Origin of the sequence: Almyronema sp., assembly GCF_052168255.1 — a bacterium.
Taxonomy (GTDB): Bacteria; Cyanobacteriota; Cyanobacteriia; order Phormidesmidales; family Phormidesmidaceae; genus Sphaerothrix; species Sphaerothrix epifaneia.
This window is the reverse complement of sequence record NZ_JBQLZL010000048.1, coordinates 1-17,472: the sequence shown is the minus strand read 5'-3', so window position 1 is coordinate 17,472 and position 17,472 is coordinate 1. Positions and strand designations below refer to the sequence as shown.

Sequence of the window (17,472 nt, the reverse complement as noted above, 5' to 3'; positions counted from 1 at the left end):
ATGCCGAACCCAACGACTGGAGCCGCCCGCTTTCTACCGGACGGCCTAACGAAGTCATGGTGATTCTGACCAAACGTTGTCGTTTGAGTTAACAGCGCCATAGGCAAGCCAAACGGGCGATCGCCCGATCGCCCGAAACTTTTCATAGATTTGACACGCATCTGACATAGCGGCTAGTTAGAGTAGACACAACGGCCAATTTGGTTGAACCTTTTTCTGTTGGGTACGCTGCGCTATGTCCGACTCAAGTTCACGTCCTGCTTCTGCTAAACACGTTTTCCGCGAAACCCTTGAGACTTTGGGCCTCAGCTTGTTACTTGCTTTTGGCATTCGAACCTTTATTGCCGAAGCCCGCTACATTCCTTCTGGCTCCATGCTGCCAACTTTAGAAATTAACGATCGCCTAATTATCGACAAACTCAGGTACGACTTTAGCTCACCCCATCGCGGCGATATTGTCGTCTTTCATCCCCCTGAGGTTTTGCACGAAGATGGGGCTTTTATCAAACGCTTAATTGGCCTACCTGGCGATCGCGTTGAAGTTAAAGATGGCCTGGTTTATATCAACGATGAGCCTCAGCAAGAATCTTACATTGCCGCTAAGCCCGACTATCAATACGGCCCCGTGATTGTGCCTGCCGATCAGTATTTGGTGCTGGGCGACAACCGCAACGAAAGCTTTGATTCTCACTATTGGGGGTTTGTGCCCAAAGATCATTTAATCGGCCAAGCTGTCTTTCGCTTTTGGCCGCCCAATCGCCTGGGTGAACTAGACTAAAACTTGATTAAAAAAAGACTAAAGCGATCGCCCCCCAGCTCAGCTTTGCCAACGCCGGACTGAGCATCGCCAAGCCAATAGAAGCGGCAAACACCAACGGCGGAATTAACGCCCTTTGTGTCAAAAGCCGAATGCGCTGCACCGAAAGGCGGCGATGCACTAGGCGAAAATTTTGAGTCGCATAGTGCCACAGCCAGGTTTTCATCAGCCCTGTGAGCATCATACACAGTGCATAAAAGGCAACCGCACTGCGATGATTGCTGTAGGTATCTAATACGGAAGTGGCAAAGGGCAGCGCCGCAATGCACATAAGCAGGCCAATGTTGATGGCTACGAAAAGATAGTCATAGCGGCGGATAAAGCGAAAATAGTGGTGATGGCTAATCCAATACAAACCAATGACGATAAAGCTGGTGGCATAGCTTTGGTATTCAGGCAGCAGCCGGATTAAATCATAGCCAACACTGTCTTGTTGGGTATTGGCTGGCAATCTCAGGTCGAGGGACAACAGCGTGATGGCAATAGCAAATACCGCATCACTAAAAAAAATGATCCGGTCTAGCCCCAGTTTGTCTCGCTTCATAGGAACTTGGCGATGGCGCTAAGAGCCAGCTTCAACAACTGCAATCAGGTCTTGCCAAACGGCATTGAGCAAGACTTTATAGCGTTCCTATGACGACCAGATGACGAAACTATAACGGTTTTATAGCGATGGGCGGCTTCTACCTGGCCTTTAAAGCATTTGGAGGGCAACGGGGCGAGTGGGAGCCGGAAAAGCTTGATCTAACATCTGCAAATCTTCCGGGCTGAGCTGCACATCAAGGGCGGCTAGGTTTTCTTCTACGTGCTTTAGGCTGCTAGCTTTGGGAATGACGACGACATTTTCTTGGTGCAGCAACCAGGCGATCGCCACTTGAGCCGCCGTAATGCCCTTTTGCTTAGCGATCGTCTGCAAAGAACGCTGTGGCAACAGTCGGCCTTGTTCAATAGGAGAATAAGCCATTACCGGCATGTGCTGTTGCCGACACCAAGGCAACAAGTCCCACTCAATGCCGCGCCGCGACAGGTTGTAGAGCACCTGATTGGTGGCGATCGCCTCGCCTGCGGGCAGATCCAGGGCTTCTTTCATGTCGTCAATATCAAAATTGCTGACTCCATAATTGCGAATTTTGCCTGCCTGCTGCAGCGCTTCAAAAGCTGCTAATGTTTCTGACAACGGCGCTGCCCCGCGCCAGTGCAACAGGTACAAGTCTAAATAGTCAGTCTGAAGGCGCTTTAGGCTGCGATCGCAGGCCGCGATTGCCGCTGAGTAGCTGGCATTGTGAGGATACACTTTGCTGACTAGAAAGACTTCTGAGCGTCGCCCCGCGATCGCCTCGGCAATCACCGTTTCAGCTTCGCCTTCGCCATACATTTCAGCCGTATCAATTAGGCTAATGCCCAAATCTAGCCCGTGGCGCAGCGCTTTAACTTCGGCTGAGCGCGATCGGCTAGATTCCCCCATCTTCCAGGTGCCCATTCCCAGCACAGGTAGCTGATCTCCAGAGGGTAAACGAAACGATCGCATAAGGTAGGCTCCAAGGCGGCAACCCTTTTATCGTGACAAAATCGGGGCTAAAGGACATCTCTCTAGAGAGGTTATTGGGGCAAGGCGATCGCGGCACTGCTGCTTTGGGGAGAACGCGATAAGCTAAGAATAAAGGGGGTGATCGCCATGAAAGCGCGTTTTCACAACCGGACTGACGCTGGCCGACAGCTAGCCCAAAAATTACTTTCTTACGCTAAACGCCCTGATGTGATTGTGCTGGCGCTGCCACGAGGAGGGGTGCCTGTGGCTTACGAGGTGGCAACCGTTTTGCAGGTACCGCTTGACCTCTGCCTGGTGCGCAAATTGGGCGTTCCTAACCATGCTGAACTGGCAATGGGCGCGATCGCCCGTCCTGACATTCGCGTTCTTAATTCAGACATTATTGCAAGCCTGAACGTGTCGCCGCAGGCAATTGCGCAAGTGACCCAGCAAGAAGAACAAGAACTCCAGCGGCGCGATCGCTGCTATCGGGGGCAGCGCCCTTCGCCCTGCTTGCGCGATCGCACCGTTATTTTGATTGACGACGGCATTGCCACTGGATCAACGCTGAGCGCGGCGATCGCCGCGCTCAAACAGCAGGCTCCGGCTCGTATTGTCGTGGCGGTGCCTGTGGCTCCGGCTTCAACGGCTGCTTTGATCGAACAAGTCGTCGATCAGCTGGTGTGTTTGCAACTGCCAGAAAACCTCTACTCCATTAGCTTGTGGTACGAAGATTTTTCCCAGACCAGCGACGATGAGGTCAAGCAGCTTTTGGCCAAAGCCTCTAGCTCACTGTTGGCTTTGTCAGCGGCAACGTCGTTCAATGGGGTTGACCCACAGGGGACGAGCCGTTGGTAGGGCTGTCTGCCGAATTTTTAGCCGCACTGAGGTGATCACTAATGACCTCTGGCGTATTGATCTGGAGAAACTGATGGGGCATGCCGATGGGGATATTGGCTTTGTCAAAAGCTATCTTCAGTCGGCGGCGATATTCACGCGCGACATCCCACTGCTTTAGCGGCAGGGTTTTAATCCACACCCGCACAGCCGCCCCAAAGTGATCTAGGCGGTCAACCCCTAACATGGAAGGCGGCTCCAAAATCAACGGTTGCCAGCGACCATCCTGGCTCATTTCTGTCGCCACATGCTCAATTACTGCGATCGCATGGTCTAAATCGGTATTCGGCCCCACCGAAATGGTTACATCCACGCGCGACCACTCTTTTGAGAGGTTTTGCACGATTGTGATTTGACCATTGGGCAGGGTAATTAAGCGGCCTTCTTCGTTGCGCAATTGGGTAATCCGCAGATTCATCGTTTCCACAAAGCCAGAGACATCGCCAATAACCACCACGTCGCCAACGCCGTACTGGTCTTCTAAAGCAATTAAAAAGCCGTTGATGATGTCTTTAATCAAGCTTTGTGAGGCAAACGAAATCGCCAAACCGACAATTCCAGCCCCGGCCAGCAGCGGCGCAATTCTAACCCCCACTAGCGACAGTGCAATTAAAACGCCAATGGCAATTAGGGCAGAGGCCATAATGCTTTTGGCAATTTGCGAAAAAGTAGACAGCCGCAACGAGAGCCGCTGCGATCGCTCAGGTACCCAGTTAGCCCGATCTTGCAGCGCAATACAAAAGCGATCGACCAGCACATTGCCCAGGCGAATCAAGCTATACAAACCGACCACTAACACCACCAGCTTAAGCGGCAGCTTCAAAATATCTAGCAAAATAGGCTGGAGCCAGCGCGTATAGGGAAACAGCCCCAAAGCGACGACAAAAGCACTGATCCACAAAGCAATCTGGCTAAACCCCAGCAGCCGCCGCTGCACATCTAAAATATTGAGCTGCTGGCGACGGTGCATTTGTTCTCTAAGGGCGGTCGAACTTTCTGCCGACGACCCAGAAGCGGGAGCACTATCAATAGCGCTAATGGCCGTATCACACCGACGGCGACGACGGGCTAGAGCGTGCTGCAAACTGGCGATCGCCAAACTCACCAAAATAGTCACCAGCCAGCCAACCAGAAGAATAGATAGTTGCTGACGCAAAAACTCTGGCTGACGTTCTCGCTTAAAGCGAATCAGCGCATTGCGCAGCAGCCGCTCGATTTCTTCAGCCCGAATGGTTAAATCTTGCAAGCCGCGCAACTGCGCATCAGCAGCCGTCACCGTCATCAAAAAATTGCCGTTGACATAGATGATGGGTTGGTTGCTGCTCTCTTCTACGCTAGAAGTAACGCTTAAGCTCTCAGCGTCGTAGTTCTGACGGGCAAATTCTTGCAACCGCTGTTCAATCTCCCACGAGCGGCGACTAGCTGAGATCACGTCACTATCGGCGTTATCGCCTTCAGCGGGTGCAGCCACATAAAAAATGGTGCGGCCATCTAACTGCACAGGAGCCGAACTGAGATTGCTGCTAAAAGCAATCAACTCCTGCAAACTAGCGGGCAAAAGATTCTCAATCGACTGAGGCGTTGCCCCCCCAGCGAGCAGGCGGCTAAAAGCTTCAGGCAGCGCCAGCGAAGGGGTGGGCAGCAGCACTAAGGCGGCACAAAAAAGCCCTAATACCGCTGCCAACCAGCGGCGGCGACGAAAACGACAACGCTTCTTTGGAGAGAGATTGGGTAAAAAGGCCATATCAATCTATCACCCTGTGAGAACTCTACGTGTTATCAGACAAATGGCAGTTTTGGTAAGTATTTATGCTTGCAAAAAGATGATTGTAGCTTAGCAAACGGCCACCGATAGCCGGAGCCACTCGGCTGAGCCATTCAAATAGCTGCAAGCCGCTGACAGAAAAGCCTTTGTTCTGCCTTTAGCCTTCTGTAGCTATACAAGACTCAATCGCCTTGGCTAAACACTTTCTTTTGCCAGCTTCAAAACTTCCAACTGCCGCAACGCTTCTGCACTATCCCTTCTCTTCACTTAGGTTAATCTCCAGCGTTTACCTTACTTAAAGAATTGGGTAGTGGCGTCTATCTAATGGCTTCTTTTTGAGGCAGGGGTAAAGCCAAAACGAGGCGCAGCGATGAGCTATAAACCTGGCTCAGTTGACCCTGGCAGATGGGCTAGAAATCGACTGCTGAGCTGAATGCCTTAGGCTGCCCAGGCTGCCATAACAAAATCAAATTAATTATTGTCAAAACACTATGATTAAATAAGTAATCATTTAGCTTTATCTATTAAACTAGATCCCAAGCGATCGCGCTGCTGCCCTTTAGCCCTTCGTTGTTGCTGTGTTAGAAGCCTGTCTCTTTGCGACTATCTTGTGTGGTTTTTTCGGCATCATCTTTAAGCAAAATTTGATGATGAAAATTCTGGCGATGGATGTGATGAGTACTGGCGTGATTGCGTACTACGTGCTGATAGCGGCTCACTCAGGCCGGGTAACGCCCATCGTAGTGGCCACCCAAACGGGTGCTTATGCCGACCCGGTGCCGCAGGCGGTGATTTTGACGGCTATTGTCATTGGCTTTTCGATTCAAGCTTTAATGCTGGTTGGTGTCATGAAGCTGGCTCGCAACAATCCCACATTAGAAACCAGTCAAATTGAACAGAGCAATACGCCATGAGTTATCTGACGATTGTTTGGGTGGCGCTGCCCTTTTTGATTGGCTTTAGCATCTATTTGCTACCGCGACTGGCTCAGTTTTTAGCTTTGGGCGTAGCGTTGGTTTCGGCTGGCTATGCTGGATTGATTTTTGCTCAGCGATCGCCCTTGAGTCTGCAACTGCTCGATCATTTTGGCGTCACCCTAACGGTGGATGCCCTCAGCGGCTTTTTTATTTTGACCAATGCTTTGGTGACAGCGGCAGTTGTGTTCTACTGCTGGCACAGCGATCGCTCGGCTTTCTTCTATATGCAGGCCATTTTGCTGCATGGCAGCGTCAACGCCACGTTTATTTGTGCCGACTTTATTAGTTTGTATGTGGCTTTGGAGGTAATTAGCATTACCGCCTTTTTGTTAATGGCTTACCCCCGCAGCGATCGCGCTATCTGGGTAGGGTTGCGCTATCTCTTTGTTAGCAATACGGCCATGTTGTTTTACCTGGTGGGGGCGGCTCTGGTCTATCAGGCGAATCACTCCTTTGCTTTTGCTGGCTTAGAAAATGCTCCCCCCGAAGCGATCGCCCTCATTTTTTTAGGACTGCTGGCTAAAGGCGGCATCTTTGTCTCTGGGTTGTGGCTACCGTTAACCCACTCCGAATCAGAAACACCCGTTTCAGCCCTGCTCTCAGGCGTCGTGGTTAAAGCAGGCGTTTTGCCGCTGGTGCGTTGTGCCTTGCTGTTTGAAACCCTCGACCCGCTAGTGCGTATGTTTGGCGTTGGCACCGCTTTGCTGGGGGTGGGCTATGCCGTGTTTGAAAAAGACACCAAGCGAATGCTGGCGTTTCATACCATTTCTCAACTGGGCTTTATTTTGGCGGCACCTGAGGTAGGTGGTTTTTATGCCCTGACCCACGGCTTGGTCAAGGCGGCGCTGTTTCTAATTGCGGGTGCGTTGCCTAGCCGCAGCTTTAAAGATTTGCACCACCAACCCATGCCAACGCCTATCTGGGTAGCGCTGGTTATTGCCAGCTTTTCTATCTCAGGGTTTCCGCTGTTGTCGGGGTTTGGGGCTAAGGTGCTAACGATGAAAAATTTGGTGCCCTGGCAGGTGATTGGCATGAATGTAGCAGCCTGGGGGACGGCCATTTCGTTTGCCAAGTTTATCTTTCTGCCGTTTGTGTCAAAGCCGGGTCAGTGGGGTAAGGCGGGGTTTTGGCTGGCGATGGCTGTGCTGTTGGGCGGGTTGGTTGTTGCCAACGTCGTTTATTACGATGCCTACTCACTAACGAACGTGATCAAACCGCTGGCGACGATTGGTTTGGGCTGGCTGGCTTACTTTTTGCTATTTCGGCGAGTGGCGTTCAAGCTGCCACGGCTGCTAGAGCAATTTGATCACCTCATTGGGGTGATGAGTTTGATCGGGGTTGGGTTGTTTTGGCTGGTGCTGGCATGATTGGCTACCTAAATGTGATTTTGCGGTTGGCTATCTGGTTTTTACTGACGGCTGATCTCAGCGGTGCCAACATTGTCATTGGCGTAGCTGTTGCCCTTTTGCTGCCGCGCAGCTATACCGCCCCTGGCGCTTTTAGAGATTGGCTACGCGCTTTAGCAGAAACGCTGGTGGCTATTCCCCAAGCCTATCAAGAGGCTGTTGAAATCATCTTGCGGCCTCATCGGCGGGAAGCCATCACGATGGAGCGAGTTAAGCCCCAGCGCACACCGGGTCTGATTTTTTTAGACATTTTTTTGATTACGTTTACGCCTAAAACCATCGTGCTGAAATATCACGAAGACGGCTGGTACGAGGTGCATCGCATTCAACCGGGGAGGTCACCAAAACCTTAATGAACCTGATTTTGATCGCCATGATTGGGGCGCTGCTCATCCCTATCTATGAAGCTTGGCAAGATGATGATATTTGGCAAAAAATGCTGGCTTTTGCCAGTATTGCCACCAAAACCTCAATCATGATTTTGGTGGTATCGGTGTTTCGCGATGACTGGATGATTGGGGTGGTGGGGGTGATTATTCTCAGCGTGGGTAACGCCGCCCTCATGCTACTGGCTCACGTTCTCAAGCGCCTGAACGAACTATGATTAACACGCTTAGCTATGCCTGTATCGGCATAGGTCTGATTTTTTGGTTTTGGGGAACTTGGCCGTTACTGGGCGATCGCTCGGTGCTTTTCAAACTCCACAGCCTTTCGGTTGCCGATACGTTAGGCTCAATGAGCATTATTTTGGGGCTATTGCTCAAAATTCCTCGCGAGTGGCCGCTGCTGCTGCTGGCGCTCATTTCTTTAGCCATCTGGAATACGGTATTGGGCTATGTGCTGGCTTATTGCTCTAGTAGCGGAGGGCGCTATGGCCGATAGCTATCTCTACATCATTGTGGCTTTGCTGCCGCTGACCGCCAGTATGCTGGTTACCCAGGTCAACCCCTATCATGCGCTGGTGATTCGTGGCATTTTGGGGGCGGTGGCGGCGCTGGTGTATGCCGTGTTAGGGGCTGCCGATGTGGCTTTAACGGAGGCACTTGTGGGAACGCTGCTGGCGATTACGCTTTATGCCGTGGCCGTGCGTTCATCGCTGGTGATGCGGCTCGGTGTGTTGAGTCCGGCTGAAACAACTGCCCCTCACGCGGCTCCAGCCTATTTTGACTCGCTGCTAGAGCGGCTCAGGACGCTGTTGAGCCAATATCACCTGCGGCTAGAACTGGTCACCTACCCCGATCAGCAAGCGTTACAAACGGCTCTGGCCGAACAAGAGGTTCATGCCGTCTGTACGCAGACGACACCGCAGACAGCGACAGAATCTGCGATCGCCTTAGCAGTCAAGCCCTACCACACCACGGTTCGCATTCGCCGTTTATACGACATTTTAGAAAGCGAATTGGCTTCATCGGCCACCAGCCTTACCTACGTTGAGACGACCTCAGCTGAGAAAACGCCATGAGATGGATTTACCTAGCGGCAGGGATAGCGCTGTATGCCAAAATGTTGCTGCTGCCGCATCCGGCGGCGGCGACCGCCGACTTCTCTGCCGTTGCTGCGGTGGTGCAAGACAGCGGCATTCCCAATGCGGTGTCAGGCATTATTTTTAGAAATCGGCTTTATGACACCATTTTTGAAGTGGTGGTTTTTACCATTGCCGTAACGGGCGTACGGTTTTTACTGGCAAACGAAAAGCCATCGAGCAAAATTCATCAGTTTAGCGACCACCCTTCGATTGTCCTGGCGCGTTTAGGCGCGACGATTGCCTCGCTGGTGAGCATTGAGCTAGCGATTCGCGGACATCTCAGTCCGGGTGGGGGCTTTGCCGCTGGGGTTGCTGGTGGCACGGCCATTGGCCTGGTAGCTATTACCTCATCGTCAGAATGGATGCAGGCGGTTTACCAGCGCTGGCAGGCAGCCGTTTGGGAAAAAGTTTCAGTTCTGGTTTTTATTGGGCTGGCGGTACTAACGCTTTTGGGGTTAGAACTGCCTTCTGGTGAACTGGGAGCGCTGCTGAGCGGCGGGGTAATTCCCCTGCTGAATATTTTGGTGGCGCTCAAGGTGGCGCTGGGGTCGTGGGCGGTTATTCTAATTTTTATTCGCTATCGGGGGCTGCTCTAAGGTAGGCCAGCAGTTCTGCCGCGCGGGTGCCTGCCGCAGCGACGCCATCTGCGTAGCCTTCGCCACCATAGCTAACCTGCCACTGCTGCCAGATCAATTCAGGCGATCGCGCGATCGCCTGAATCAAATCCGTTTCACCGTATTCTCTGCCAGCCAAAGCGTTGCAGATATAAAGGTTGTGATCTTGTACTTCGATAGTGCCTGTAAACCAGAGATTGCTCGGCTTGGCTCCTTGTTGCAGCGCCATCAGGTGGTTGTAAGTGGCCTGATCTAAATAGCTGGCGTATAGCTTGTCCGGTTGGGAGTGCCCCCCCTCTGGGTAATAAACAAAGCCAGCAGGCAGATGCTGACGAACCTGCTCAGCCAGCATTTGAGCCTGGTGGGGGGCAAACGTGGCGCTAAAGTAATAGTTCGGCCCTTGTTGCAGAGCCGCAATTTTCCAGAACCACGGACGCTGTTTCTGCAAAGCTGCAAAAATTATTGTTCGCGCATCAGCCGCAAATAGTTTTGCTTAAGCTGAATATGGTTTTCGCTAATGCGCTCTGACAAATGCTTTTCAACCTGACACATTTCTTGCCAAAAAGTTGCTGACCGCTGAGTGGCTACGTATTCTTTCCACAGCATTTGTAGCAAATCGGCGGCTTCAGATTCACTGGCGGCAAGCTGCTGGCAAATAGCTTGAAACTGGGCTTGCGCCTGCTGGCTATTGTCAGGGTCTTTCGCTAGCGCGATCGCTTCTTTGAGGGTTTCTGTGGGAGCCTGAAGAGTAGCTTTGGTCATAAGTCGTATCCTAAACGCGTGACAACAAAAAACAGATTTTAAGCGGTGGCAAAGTCTTATAGAATCTTCACAGAGTTTATACAGCGATTTGGGCGATCGCGCCAAGTCACATTTGAACAAAACGAGTAGTGATATTACCCATTCAAAGCTGAAATGCCTTGTCCAACAAAGCTTTCAGTATGCGGCAATCTACCCAATTACTTTTTCTAATCACTGACTTAACCCCCACGCTCACCCCGTCATCGGCTGGCTAACTTTACACAACTCTAAATAAGCGTACACAGGCTACTGGACTAAACCGTTATGGGTAAACAGCGCATCCTCTCCGGCATTCAACCGACAGGGCAGCTTCACCTCGGCAACTATTTGGGCGCAATCCGTAACTGGGTGGAGCTACAGCAGACCTACGATAGCTTTCTATTCATGGCTGATCTGCACGCTATTACTGTGCCCCACGACCCGCAAAAGCTAGCCGAAAACACCTATCAGGTGGCTGCTACCTACATTGCCTGTGGCATTGATCCGCAGCAGGCTACTATCTTTGTGCAGTCTCACATTTCAGCCCATAGCGAACTGGCTTGGCTGTTTAACTGCATTACGCCGCTAAACTGGCTAGAGCGGATGATTCAGTTCAAAGAAAAAGCGCTCAAGCAAGGCGAAAATGTCAGCATTGGCTTGCTAGACTATCCCGTTTTGCAGGCAGCGGATATTTTGCTGTACGAGCCAGATTTAGTACCTGTCGGCGAAGACCAAAAGCAGCATTTGGAGCTAACCCGCGATATCGCGGCGCGGCTAAACTACCAGTTTGGCAGCGAAGCCGCCCCCATTTTGAAGATTCCAGAACCGATGATTCGAACCGAGGGGGCGCGGGTGATGAGTCTGACCGATGGCACCAAAAAGATGTCTAAATCTGATCCGTCAGAAATGAGCCGAATTGATTTGCTTGATCCGCCTGATTTGCTGACCAAAAAGATTAAACGGGCTAAAACTGACCCCATGCGCGGGCTGGTATTTGACGACCCAGAGCGGCCAGAGTGCCACAACCTGCTGGGGCTATATACGCTGCTGTCGAACCAGACTAAAGCGGCGGTTGCGGCTGAGTGCGCTGAGATGGGTTGGGGTCAGTTTAAGCCCTTGCTGGCTGATACGGTTGTCGCCGCCCTCAAGCCTATTCAAGACCGCTATCACGAACTAATGGCCGATCGCGGCTATCTAGAAGCAACTCTGCGCCAGGGACGCGAAAAGGCAGAAGCGATCGCCCAGCACACCCTTACCAAAGTTAAAGACGCGCTGGGCTACTCCAAACCGCTTTAGGCTAAAGCCAACGCCTTACTCAACAACAAACTCTCGTCTTAAAGGCTGAGCGTCGTTGGTTTCTAGAAAGGCAATCACTTCGTAGGTGCCGGGGATATAGCCGCCATCGTAGGTTAGCGAATACGTAAAACTGCTCAAGTCTGGCTCAATTGGAACCGTTTTGGTGATCAGCGGTTGACGGCCTCCCCCCGGCCCCTGCACATAGTGCCAGACAAAGGTGAGATCGAGTGGGCCATCGGTGCGGGCGATGCCGCTGCCAATAGTGACATCAGCCGCAATAGTTGGTGTGCCGCTGGCGAAGGTGCTCGTGTCGAGGGCACAGCGATCGCCATCGCCAATTTCTTGAACTTCGTTACTGTCGGCGTTGGCTTCGAGCTGTGCCAGTTCTTCAGGGGTGAGGGTCTGCTCACACAGTTTGAGGCCAGAAATTTGAGTGGTGGAGTCGGCAAGGGTTCCGTCAGCTCTGGCGTCTAGCGCGTCTTTGCTATGCCAAACGGTGAAGGTTTGCGTTTGGGCTAAAAAGTCTTTGGCGGGGGAAGACAGGCTAACGGCGTAAGTGCCCACCGCCAGCGCTGGCAGCGGAATTTCGGCGGCAAAGGCTGTGTCGCCCGGTTTGACGGTACCGGAAACGGTGTTGAGCAGCGTGGTTTTGCCGGGTTCAGGGGTGTAGTTGAGTTTAATTTCGATTGCGGTTTCTGCCCGAAAATGCTGCGGCTCGGCGTTTACATAGATGGCTGGAAACGAGTCTGCCAGATACAGGGTATAGTTACCGCTGCAAACCCCAGCTTCTAAGACGCCGCAAAAGGCCACTTTGTTGAGACGGGGGGGATTGCCTGTGAGGTCAAAGCGGCGATGAATAGTGGTTTCTCCCAGGGCGATCGCGGCTGTATAGCTTCCAATCGGCAAAGTTGATAGCGGCAGCTCAAACTGCACCGTATTGGGTTGAGCGGGGTCTATGGGTTGGCTGGTAGAGTAGACGGCTGCTTCAGCGGCCTCATCGCTGGCTTTGTAGCTGAGTTCTAAATTAGCAGTTGTCGCCTTGGCTGATTTGGGGAACCGGGCAACTAAATAAGCCGTTGTCACTTCATCGGCGTTGAGCGTGGTTTCGGGGGTAGGACAGCGACCCGCTGCTGGAGTTTGGCAAATATCAGCGATCGCCGCTGGCGGTGAAACCAAAACATGCGCAATCAGCAACGCCCAGGCAATCAGCAGCTTCAAAACCCGAGGTCGCAAAACGGGTAGCTTGGCTTCAATGTGCCTTTGCAAAGGGGGAAACACAACCCCAAAGGCGAACAAAGCCACAATGGCGGCGACGATAGATCCGGCCAACAGGCTGGTAAAAAAGAGACCACCGCTGATGAGGGCAAACAGCCATTGCAGCGCCGTCAGACCCAGGCGAACCAGTTTTTTTAGAGCTTCCATACGCGCAACCCAAAGAATGCAGGGATGCTTTAGGAAATAGCCGACAATCGAGAAGAAATCGTGAAAACTAAAGCATTCTTAAAAAAGTCAGGCAGTTTGTTCTGAGCTAGAAAGCGATGAAGGCGGCAACCAGCGATTGATCGTAGCCTGCACGGTTTCTAGGCGAATGGGTTTGGCAATATAGTCGTTCATCCCTGCGGCCAAGCATTTTTCGCGATCGCCTTGCATAGCGCTCGCTGTCATTGCAATCACAATAGGCGATCGCGCCAGGGGCATTTGCCGCAGCCGCTGAGTCGCTTCGATGCCGTCCATTTCAGGCATACGCACATCCATAAAAATAAAATCGTAAACCTGTTGCTGAATAGCCGCTAGCACCTCAAGACCATTGGCGACCGTGTCGATGCCATAGCCCATTTGCTCAAAAACACGGACAGCCACCTTTTGGTTGACGACGCTGTCTTCTGCCAGCAAGATTTTAATCAAAGGGCGATCGCCATTAGCCTGAAGCCAGGGTTGGGTAATGAGTTTTGTTGGTTCAGCCGCCAGATCTGCGGCGATCGCAGGTTGAGCTGTAATAGTAAAAAAAACGGTGGTTCCCTGCCCCACCGCACTTTCAACCCAGATTTGCCCTGCCATTAAATTGACCAACTGCTTGCAAATAGCGAGTCCTAACCCAGTCCCCTCAAACTTACGGGTAGAAGAAGAGTCAACCTGAAAAAAAGGTTCAAACAGACAAGCTTGCTGATCGCGCGGGATACCAATGCCGCTATCTTTTACCTTAAACAACAGCTGATTGCATCCCTGACTTTGAACCTCAACCGCAATTTCTCCTTGCTCGGTAAACTTAATGGCATTACTCAAGAGGTTCACCAGCACCTGACGCAGCCGGGTAATATCGCCCTGAAGATGGGGCGGGACGGCGGCGGCGATATCAGCGGTTAACGTTAACCCTTTGGCCTGGGCTTTAGCTGTTACTAGATCGATGGCTTCAGCCACACACAGGGGCAGAGAAAACGGCTGAATTTCTAAATCTAGCTTGCCAGATTCAACTTTAGAAAAATCTAAGATGTCGTTAATGATGGTGAGTAACGAATCTCCACTCAGGCGAATGGTTTCAACGCAGTCGCGTTGTTCGTCGGTTAAAGAGGTGCGTCGCAGCAGGCTGGTCATGCCAATGACCCCGTTCATAGGGGTGCGAATTTCATGGCTTACCATAGCCAGAAAGTCGGATTTAACCTGAGCGATCGCCTCGGCTGTTTCTTTAGCTTGCTGGAGTTCTAAAGCATCGAGTCTGGCGGCTAACAGTTGCCGCATAGTCGTCAGACTGCTTTTGACAACCAGATACACAAACAGCGCCCCAAAGAAAAAAATTGCCCCGGTTAAAGGGAGTAAAAGCGCCTGATGCCCCAACAGCAGCAAGCCCAGGACGCCGAGATAGCCACACAAAAAGAAAATCATCAGCCATCGCAGCACCTGCCAAGTTTGGCGAGAAGGCTGCTTGGCTACGAGCTTTACCACATGCCTTGTTTCTAAAATCGACAGAAACAAAACACCGCCGCCGCCTAAAATCAACAGGCTTGTGAGGGCTACCCCAACCATAGGTCGATACGAATACTCACAAATCAGAGTGACTAAACCAGCTTTGCATTTGGCTAGCTGCGTGCTCTCAGTTTACCCATCTGTATACCGTGTCACTGACTCGCTGGCCGCGATCGCCGTTTAAACTTTTGGCTCAAGCAAGCTCAAAATTTCTTGTAATAAGCATTCGTCTGGACGGGTTTTTAGAATCGCTTTAACCAGGTCAACAAACGCTTGATTGAGTCGAGCATCATCTTTGATCGTTTTGCTAGCGGCATAGTAAGCCACATCGGGCGGTACATCTAGCTCGTTGGTCAAACCTGTCCGTAGCCGTCCATGCTTGCGATCCCAAATCAGCGATTTGCCCCGCAGCGTAAATTGAAACCAGCTAATCTGGCCGTTTTGCCGTTCGGCCATGACATCAAAGTAGCTTTCTTTACCTTGATACCAAACTCGTTGGGTGTCAGGCGATGGGCTGACTTTAAGGTAACTGGGGTCAATCTTTCTGAGAGACTGGCCCAGTGCAGCGATCGCCGCATCGTCTAACGCTGAAATCCAACTGCTGTTTTGAGGCATGACTGCGTAATAAGTGGTGGTTCGATGATAGCTACCCCCTTGGTAACTATTAAGACAAAACGAGCTGATTTCCGGAATGTTTAACAGACAGTTTTAGGGGTGGACAAGGGCAACAGGTCGTTACAATAGGGAATTGACGCGCCTGAATGGCTGGGATAATGGCTGTAGATTTTATTGATGAATTTGAAGTCGTCGTAGTGGGGGCTGGCCATGCAGGCTGTGAAGCGGCGTTGGCGGCGGCTCGCATGGGGTGTCGCACCCTGCTGCTAACCCTCAATTTAGACAAAATTGCTTGGCAGCCGTGTAATCCGGCTGTAGGTGGGCCAGCTAAATCCCAGCTTACCCATGAAGTCGATGCTTTAGGTGGCGAAATTGGCAAAATGGCCGATCGCACCTATTTGCAAAAACGCATTCTCAATCATTCGCGTGGGCCAGCCGTTTGGGCATTGCGAGCCCAGACTGACAAACGCGAATACGCCGCTGTGATGAAGGAGATAGTCGAAAATCAGCCAAATTTGACTATCCGCGAAAGCATGGTGACTGACCTGGTGCTGGGGGCAAATGACGAGGTCATTGGGGTTGAAACTTACTTTGGCGTAGCTTTTCGCTGCAAAACGGTTATTCTCACCACCGGGACGTTTTTAGGCGGCATTATCTGGGTGGGCAACAAGTCGATGCCTGCCGGACGAGCGGGCGAATTTGCCGCTGTGGGACTGACCGATACCCTAAAGCGCCTGGGGTTTGAAACTGGACGCTTAAAAACCGGAACCCCAGCCCGCGTCGATAAGCGATCGGTGGATTACAGCCAGTTAGAAGTGCAACCGGGAGACGAAGACGTTCGCTGGTTTAGCTTTGACCCGGAGGTTTGGGTAGAGCAAGAGCAAGTTCCCTGTCACCTAACGCGCACCACGGCTGAAACCCATCGCCTGATTCGAGAAAATCTGCATTTGTCTCCTGTGTACGGTGGCTGGGTGGATGCCAAAGGGCCACGCTATTGCCCCAGCATTGAAGATAAAATCGTCCGCTTTGCTGACAAAGAAAGCCACCAGATTTTTATCGAACCAGAGGGACGCACTATCCCAGAGCTATATATTCAAGGCTTTTCGACAGGGCTACCGGAGGGGTTGCAGTTGCAAATGCTGCGATCGCTGCCCGGTTTAGAACACTGCGCCATGCTGCGGCCTGCCTACGCGGTGGAGTATGACTATTTGCCTGCGACCCAGTGTTTTCCTACGTTGATGACTAAGAAGGTGGCGGGGCTGTTTTGTGCAGGGCAAATTAACGGCACTACTGGCTATGAAGAAGCCGCCGCCCAGGGAATTGTGGCTGGCATTAATGCGGTGCGCTTTGTCCGCGACCAGGAAATGATGGTTTTCCCGCGTGAGCAAAGCTATCTAGGTACGCTGATTGACGATCTCTGTACCAAAGACTTGCGCGAACCCTACCGCATGTTGACCTCTCGTTCTGAATATCGCTTGTTACTGCGATCAGACAATGCCGACCAGCGACTCACGCCGCTAGGCCGAGAACTGGGCTTAATTAGCGATCGCCGCTGGGATCTTTTTACTCGCAAGCAAGCCCACATTGCTGCCGAAAAAGCCCGTCTAGAAGCGACTCGGGTAAAAGAACAAGACCCCGTCGGCCAGCAAATTGCGGCTGATACGCAGCAACGCATTAAAGGCTCAATTACCCTGGCTGACCTGCTGCGTCGGCCTGGGTTTCACTATGCCCATTTAGAGCAATATGGCTTGGGCTATGCAGACTTAGAACGGGCGGAAAAAGAAGGCGCAGAGATTGATATTAAATACGCTGGCTATATTCAACGTCAGCAAAACCAGATTGACCAGATCTCTAAGCAAACTCACCGCAAGCTACCGGATGATTTGAACTACCACGCGATCGAAACGCTCTCAAAAGAAGCGCGAGAAAAGCTATCTCAAGTCAAGCCGCTCACTGTCGGCCAAGCTGCGCGAATTGGCGGCGTTAATCCGGCAGATGTCAATGCGCTGCTGGTGCATTTAGAAATTCAGTCGCGGCTGACAACCTCAACAGACAACAAAGTCTCCGTTTAGGTTACAAGTTAGCTGTTTATTCTTTTGCTTAGCCAAGGCTTTGACCTAAGTTGAACCTAAAAAAATAGCTGCAGCTAAAGAAGTAAAGACACTGCAATTGGATTGCTGAAAGCTGCCGACAGAAAAGCTTTCCTGCTGCCCTTTGGCTTTAGCCTTCTGACTTTAGCTGTCAATCTAGACGTGTGTACTCAAGCCTCTTCCAAAATACTTTGCCTAGTA

19 protein-coding genes are annotated in these 17,472 nt (G+C 51.7%); 11 read left to right on the top strand and 8 right to left on the bottom strand.

All coding sequences use genetic code 11. From position 1 onward, the window contains the following. Positions 1–235: 235 nt before the first annotated feature. On the top strand, positions 236–778 hold the full coding sequence (gene lepB / locus ACTS3T_RS11290) for a signal peptidase I (protein WP_377963457.1): 543 nt from the start codon (positions 236–238) through the stop codon (positions 776–778). Between the two features lie 7 nt (positions 779–785). Here the strand turns inward: lepB and ACTS3T_RS11285 are convergent, their stop codons facing one another. Together ACTS3T_RS11285 and ACTS3T_RS11280 are read right to left on the bottom strand one after the other, a co-directional pair. Then, positions 786–1,361: a TMEM175 family protein gene (locus ACTS3T_RS11285; RefSeq protein WP_377963459.1), complete on the bottom strand. Its 576-nt coding sequence runs from the start codon at positions 1,359–1,361 to the stop codon at positions 786–788. A gap of 150 nt (positions 1,362–1,511) precedes the next feature. Continuing rightward, positions 1,512–2,345 carry an aldo/keto reductase gene (locus tag ACTS3T_RS11280; protein ID WP_377963461.1) on the bottom strand — a complete coding sequence of 278 codons (834 nt, stop codon included), beginning with the start codon at positions 2,343–2,345 and terminating at the stop codon, positions 1,512–1,514. Positions 2,346–2,492: 147 nt separating this feature from the next. Here ACTS3T_RS11280 and ACTS3T_RS11275 point away from each other — a divergent pair, with 147 nt between their 5' ends. Continuing rightward, complete coding sequence (locus ACTS3T_RS11275) at positions 2,493–3,203, top strand: phosphoribosyltransferase (RefSeq protein ID WP_377963463.1); 711 nt, start codon at positions 2,493–2,495, stop codon at positions 3,201–3,203. On the opposite strand, the gene ACTS3T_RS11270 is transcribed toward ACTS3T_RS11275, so the two are convergent. Beyond that, a complete protein-coding gene (locus ACTS3T_RS11270) occupies positions 3,166–4,986 on the bottom strand; it encodes a mechanosensitive ion channel family protein (protein ID WP_462934974.1) in 1,821 nt (606 codons plus the stop codon). The genes ACTS3T_RS11275 and ACTS3T_RS11270 overlap by 38 nt on opposite strands. A 599-nt stretch (positions 4,987–5,585) precedes the next feature. Here ACTS3T_RS11270 and ACTS3T_RS11265 point away from each other — a divergent pair. The 7 genes from ACTS3T_RS11265 to ACTS3T_RS11235 are packed head-to-tail and all read left to right on the top strand — an operon-like array spanning position 5,586 to position 9,511. Further along, on the top strand, positions 5,586–5,921 hold the full coding sequence (locus tag ACTS3T_RS11265; protein ID WP_377963467.1) for a cation:proton antiporter subunit C: 336 nt from the start codon (positions 5,586–5,588) through the stop codon (positions 5,919–5,921). Beyond that, entirely contained in the window at positions 5,918–7,351 is a 1,434-nt protein-coding gene (locus ACTS3T_RS11260) for a cation:proton antiporter (protein WP_377963469.1), read from the top strand. The genes ACTS3T_RS11265 and ACTS3T_RS11260 overlap by 4 nt, the downstream gene beginning before the upstream one ends. Beyond that, on the top strand, positions 7,348–7,743 hold the full coding sequence (locus ACTS3T_RS11255; protein WP_377963471.1) for a Na+/H+ antiporter subunit E: 396 nt from the start codon (positions 7,348–7,350) through the stop codon (positions 7,741–7,743). Before ACTS3T_RS11260 ends, ACTS3T_RS11255 begins: the two co-directional genes overlap by 4 nt. After that, the gene (locus ACTS3T_RS11250; protein ID WP_377963473.1) at positions 7,743–7,994 is read left to right on the top strand and encodes a hypothetical protein; all 252 of its coding nucleotides are present in this window, start codon (positions 7,743–7,745) and stop codon (positions 7,992–7,994) included. The genes ACTS3T_RS11255 and ACTS3T_RS11250 overlap by 1 nt, the downstream gene beginning before the upstream one ends. Then, positions 7,991–8,272, top strand: a complete 282-nt coding sequence (locus ACTS3T_RS11245; RefSeq protein ID WP_377963475.1) for a monovalent cation/H(+) antiporter subunit G — start codon at positions 7,991–7,993, stop codon at positions 8,270–8,272. The genes ACTS3T_RS11250 and ACTS3T_RS11245 overlap by 4 nt, the downstream gene beginning before the upstream one ends. Continuing rightward, positions 8,262–8,852: a DUF4040 domain-containing protein gene (locus ACTS3T_RS11240; RefSeq protein WP_377963477.1), complete on the top strand. Its 591-nt coding sequence runs from the start codon at positions 8,262–8,264 to the stop codon at positions 8,850–8,852. The genes ACTS3T_RS11245 and ACTS3T_RS11240 overlap by 11 nt, the downstream gene beginning before the upstream one ends. Continuing rightward, complete coding sequence (locus ACTS3T_RS11235) at positions 8,849–9,511, top strand: Na(+)/H(+) antiporter subunit B (protein ID WP_377963479.1); 663 nt, start codon at positions 8,849–8,851, stop codon at positions 9,509–9,511. The genes ACTS3T_RS11240 and ACTS3T_RS11235 overlap by 4 nt, the downstream gene beginning before the upstream one ends. On the opposite strand, the gene ACTS3T_RS11230 is transcribed toward ACTS3T_RS11235, so the two are convergent. Both ACTS3T_RS11230 and ACTS3T_RS11225 read right to left on the bottom strand, forming a co-directional pair. After that, the gene (locus ACTS3T_RS11230; RefSeq protein ID WP_377963481.1) at positions 9,486–9,977 is read right to left on the bottom strand and encodes a hypothetical protein; all 492 of its coding nucleotides are present in this window, start codon (positions 9,975–9,977) and stop codon (positions 9,486–9,488) included. The two genes, ACTS3T_RS11235 and ACTS3T_RS11230, sit on opposite strands and share 26 nt — an antisense overlap. A gap of 11 nt (positions 9,978–9,988) precedes the next feature. Continuing rightward, the gene (locus ACTS3T_RS11225; protein WP_377963483.1) at positions 9,989–10,291 is read right to left on the bottom strand and encodes a hypothetical protein; all 303 of its coding nucleotides are present in this window, start codon (positions 10,289–10,291) and stop codon (positions 9,989–9,991) included. Between the two features lie 303 nt (positions 10,292–10,594). On the opposite strand from ACTS3T_RS11225, the gene trpS reads away from it, so the two are divergent. After that, complete coding sequence (trpS, locus tag ACTS3T_RS11220) at positions 10,595–11,605, top strand: tryptophan--tRNA ligase (RefSeq protein ID WP_377963485.1); 1,011 nt, start codon at positions 10,595–10,597, stop codon at positions 11,603–11,605. A 15-nt stretch (positions 11,606–11,620) separates the two neighbouring features. Here the strand turns inward: trpS and ACTS3T_RS11215 are convergent, their stop codons facing one another. The 3 genes from ACTS3T_RS11215 to ACTS3T_RS11205 all read right to left on the bottom strand — a co-directional run bounded on the left by ACTS3T_RS11215 (position 11,621) and on the right by ACTS3T_RS11205 (position 15,181). Continuing rightward, positions 11,621–13,027 (bottom strand): hypothetical protein, encoded by a 1,407-nt coding sequence (locus ACTS3T_RS11215; RefSeq protein ID WP_377963487.1) that lies wholly within the window; start codon positions 13,025–13,027, stop codon positions 11,621–11,623. Positions 13,028–13,114: 87 nt separating this feature from the next. Further along, complete coding sequence (locus tag ACTS3T_RS11210) at positions 13,115–14,626, bottom strand: ATP-binding protein (protein WP_377963489.1); 1,512 nt, start codon at positions 14,624–14,626, stop codon at positions 13,115–13,117. A 120-nt stretch (positions 14,627–14,746) separates the two neighbouring features. Beyond that, complete coding sequence (locus tag ACTS3T_RS11205; protein WP_377963491.1) at positions 14,747–15,181, bottom strand: hypothetical protein; 435 nt, start codon at positions 15,179–15,181, stop codon at positions 14,747–14,749. Positions 15,182–15,339: 158 nt separating this feature from the next. On the opposite strand from ACTS3T_RS11205, the gene mnmG reads away from it, so the two are divergent. Beyond that, positions 15,340–17,253 (top strand): tRNA uridine-5-carboxymethylaminomethyl(34) synthesis enzyme MnmG, encoded by a 1,914-nt coding sequence (mnmG, locus tag ACTS3T_RS11200; protein ID WP_377963492.1) that lies wholly within the window; start codon positions 15,340–15,342, stop codon positions 17,251–17,253. Positions 17,254–17,472 lie beyond the last annotated feature (219 nt).